The sequence below is a fragment of the Paenibacillus sp. P4_A9 genome (assembly GCF_056402415.1).
Genome location: NZ_JBFUHL010000153.1, coordinates 1 through 3,650 on the forward strand (window position 1 = coordinate 1; position 3,650 = coordinate 3,650).

Annotated in this window: 5 protein-coding genes; all 5 read left to right on the forward strand. The window is 41.0% G+C overall.

Annotated features, from left to right (window positions below; genetic code table 11):
- The first annotated feature begins 145 nt into the window (after window positions 1-145).
- Window positions 146-661: a hypothetical protein gene (locus AC1DVJ_RS30255; protein WP_477596512.1), complete on the forward strand. Its 516-nt coding sequence runs from the start codon at window positions 146-148 to the stop codon at window positions 659-661.
- A gap of 246 nt (window positions 662-907) precedes the next feature.
- Window positions 908-1,606 carry a 30S ribosomal protein S2 gene (rpsB, locus tag AC1DVJ_RS30260; protein WP_056625008.1) on the forward strand — a complete coding sequence of 233 codons (699 nt, stop codon included), beginning with the start codon at window positions 908-910 and terminating at the stop codon, window positions 1,604-1,606.
- Window positions 1,607-1,723: 117 nt separating this feature from the next.
- Window positions 1,724-2,374, forward strand: coding sequence for a translation elongation factor Ts (gene tsf, locus AC1DVJ_RS30265; RefSeq protein WP_057315674.1), 651 nt, complete (start codon window positions 1,724-1,726; stop codon window positions 2,372-2,374).
- 91 nt (window positions 2,375-2,465) lie between these two features.
- Window positions 2,466-3,191 carry a UMP kinase gene (gene pyrH / locus AC1DVJ_RS30270; RefSeq protein ID WP_477596514.1) on the forward strand — a complete coding sequence of 242 codons (726 nt, stop codon included), beginning with the start codon at window positions 2,466-2,468 and terminating at the stop codon, window positions 3,189-3,191.
- 3 nt (window positions 3,192-3,194) lie between these two features.
- On the forward strand, window positions 3,195-3,650 hold a 456-nt coding region (gene frr / locus AC1DVJ_RS30275), incomplete at its 3' end, for a ribosome recycling factor (RefSeq protein ID WP_477596516.1).

The following is a 3,650-nucleotide window of genomic DNA, read 5'->3' on the forward strand; positions in this document are numbered from 1 at the left end:
GGTTTAAGTATGAAAACTAGATACTCCGATTTGTTTTCCTTGCATGATCAAGGGAAAAGTGTGGAGGCTATAGCCAAAAAGCTCAGTATGAATAAAGGCGAGGTCAGTTTGATCCTTCAGCTTTCGAGACAGGAGGAACGGACACGTGTTTAAAAATAGAGCTTTAGTTTCTGGTATTGGAATAGGTGTAATTGTAGGTGCAATCCTTCTTCAAGTGATGCTTTTTCGACCATCAACACCCAGTCAGTCAGGTATTTCTTTGGAGGAGATGGACCCTCAGAAAATAAGGGAAGAAGCCTCCAAATACTATCAAGTTTTCGAGAAAAATGTAAAGATGTATACCCAAGCGGAATTGGATGCCGCTATACAGAAAAAACTTAAAGATGAGTCAGATAAGGTAATAGCTACCAAACCACAAGATTCGCCCAAAGTGACTCAGCCTGCTTCTTCTTCTAAGATCGTCATTTATGTTCAGCAAAACCTTGATGCTTCGACAGTGGCTGATTTACTATATCGTTCGGGTGTAATTTCAGATCGCAAAGCATTTGTTACTGAACTTGATAAGCAAGGTGGCAACACCAAAATCCAGGTTGGCTACCATGAGTTTGAAGGTGTGAATGATATGCCAACCATCGTAACGAATCTTATTACTATTCAATAGTTTACTTACAAAAGGATCTTTATATAGAGATCTTTTTTTGTTGTTTATACATAAACTATCCATTTCAAGGGAAGAATGACATTCAGGATAAAAGGTTGCACCTTGTTTTTAGTTGTGGTATATTTATTCACGGTGTTAAAAACTCACGCCCGTCAATTTGCATAATGGTGCTTACTTCGGTAGGTTTTATGCAAAGATGCGAGGGGCGGCGGATACCAAATAAACCACTTAGAGGAGGGATTGGGGATGGCAGTTATCTCCATGAAACAGCTTTTAGAAGCTGGCGTACATTTCGGTCACCAAACACGTCGTTGGAACCCGAAAATGGACAAGTATATCTTTACAGAAAGAAATGGTATTTACATCATCGATCTTCAAAAAACGGTTAAAAAAGTTGAAGAAGCTTACAACTTTGTTAAATCCGTATCCGAAGATAATGGTACTATTCTTTTCGTAGGAACGAAGAAACAAGCACAAGATTCCGTAGCTGAAGAAGCAGAACGTTGTGGCATGTACTTCATCAACCAACGTTGGTTGGGTGGTACATTAACTAACTTCCAAACGATTCAAAAACGTATCGATCGCTTGAAAACTCTTGAAAGATGGGAAGAGGATGGCACTTTCGAAGTTCTTCCTAAGAAAGAAGTTATCATTCTTCGCAAAGAGAAAGAGCGTCTTGAGAAATTCCTAGGCGGAATCAAGAACATGAAAGGTTTGCCAAGTGCACTTTTCATTATCGATCCTCGCAAAGAGCGTATTGCTGTAGCAGAAGCTCGTAAATTGGGTATTCCAATCGTTGGTATCGTTGATACAAACTGCGATCCAGACGAAATTGATTACGTGATTCCTGGTAACGATGATGCGATTCGCGCAGTTAAATTGTTAACAGCGAAAATTGCTGATGCAGTTATCGAAGCACACCAAGGCGAGCAAACAACAGCTTAATTTATAGCAAAGTGAAAAGGGTGGTTGGAAGGTGTAACAGCCTGTCACCACCCTTTTTTTAGAGAATAAACTGGTGTTACATACTGACAAAAACAATTTAACTGGAGGTTTCTTACAATGGCAGTTACAGCAGCACAAGTAAAAGAATTACGTGAAAAAACAGGTGCAGGGATGTTAGATTGCAAGAAAGCACTTGAAGAAGCAAACGGCGATATCACCAAAGCAGGTGAACTTCTTCGTGAGAAAGGTCTTTCTGCAGCAGCTAACAAAGCTGGACGTATTGCTACAGAAGGCGCTGTAGAATCTTACATCCACGCTGGAGGTAAAGTTGGCGTTCTTGTTGAAATCAACTGTGAAACTGACTTCGTTGGTAAAACAGAGCAATTCAGAACATTCTGCCGTGACATCGCTATGCACATTGCAGCAGCAAACCCAAGCTATGTTCGTCGTGAAGAAGTACCAACAGAAGCTTTGGAAAAAGAAAAAGAAATTCTTCGTAACCAAGCTTTGAACGAAGGCAAGCCAGAGAAAATCATCGATAAAATGGTTGAAGGCCGTATTGGTAAATACTACGAAGAGTTCTGCTTAATGGAGCAAGCATTCATTAAAGATCCAGACAAAACAATCGACCAATTGTTGAATGAGAAAATCGCTGCTATCGGCGAGAACATCTCCATTCGCCGTTTCGTTCGTTTCGGTCTTGGTGAAGGTCTTGAGAAAAAACAAGAAAACTTTGCGGAAGAAGTTATGTCCCAAGTTAAACTATAATAGGCATTCAAAAAAGATGGAACACTTGGTGTTCCTTCTTTTTTAGCCCTTAAAGATATGGAGTTATGCATGGAAACGKAGGTCATACAAGTTGGGTCAACCTTTTTATAAAAGAATAGTGCTTAAATTGAGCGGCGAAGCTTTAGCCGGACAGCAGGGATATGGCATTGATTCAGAAGTGATCACCTCCATTGCTCAACAAGTGAAAGATGTAGTAGAATTAAATGTTGAGGTTGCTATCGTTGTTGGCGGCGGAAATATTTGGCGTGGAATCGCAGGTAGTGAGAAAGGCATGGATCGTGCAACAGCGGATTACATGGGAATGCTTGCTACTGTCATGAATTCACTGGCTTTACAGGATGCATTGGAAAACATTGAGGTACCAACAAGAGTCCAGTCCTCCATTACTATGCAACAAGTCGCTGAACCTTACATACGCAGGAGAGCTATGCGCCATCTTGAAAAAGGTAGAGTTGTTATTTTCGCCGCGGGGACAGGTAACCCTTACTTCTCTACGGATACGACAGCTGCCTTAAGAGCGGCAGAGATTGAAGCTGAAGTTATTCTAATGGCCAAAAATAAAGTGGATGGCGTCTACTCAGCTGATCCTTTCAAAGATCCTACTGCGAAGAAATTCGAAACATTAACCTATATGGAAGTTATTAGTAACAACCTTGGTGTCATGGACTCCACTGCATCTTCCCTTTGTATGGATAACAACATTCCGTTAGTTGTATTTAACATCACGGAAAAAGGGAATATCAAACGAGTGGTCCTTGGCGATAAAATTGGGACTACAGTAAGAGGGAGTGTATAAACCATGCCGCAATCAGTGAAGAAGAACGCCGAAGATCGGATGGACAAAGCAATTGGAGCGCTAAGAAGAGATTTGACTTCCCTTCGTGCGGGACGTGCTACGCCATCTTTATTAGATCGCATTCAAGTGGAATACTATGGTGCGATGACGCCAGTAAATCAATTAGCTAATTTGACTACACCAGATTCTCGTACCCTTCTCATTCAACCATGGGATAAAAGCTCTATGTCTTCTATTGAGAAGGCAATTATGAAGTCTGATCTAGGCTTAACACCATCGAATGACGGGATCGTTATTCGTATTGTTATCCCTGCATTAACGGAAGAACGTCGTGCTGACTTAGTGAAAATGACGAAGAAGTTTGGCGAAGAAGCCAAAATAGCGATTCGTAATATTCGCCGTGATGCGAATGACGAAATTAAAAAGCTTGAAAAAGCAGGTATTTCTGAGGATGAATCC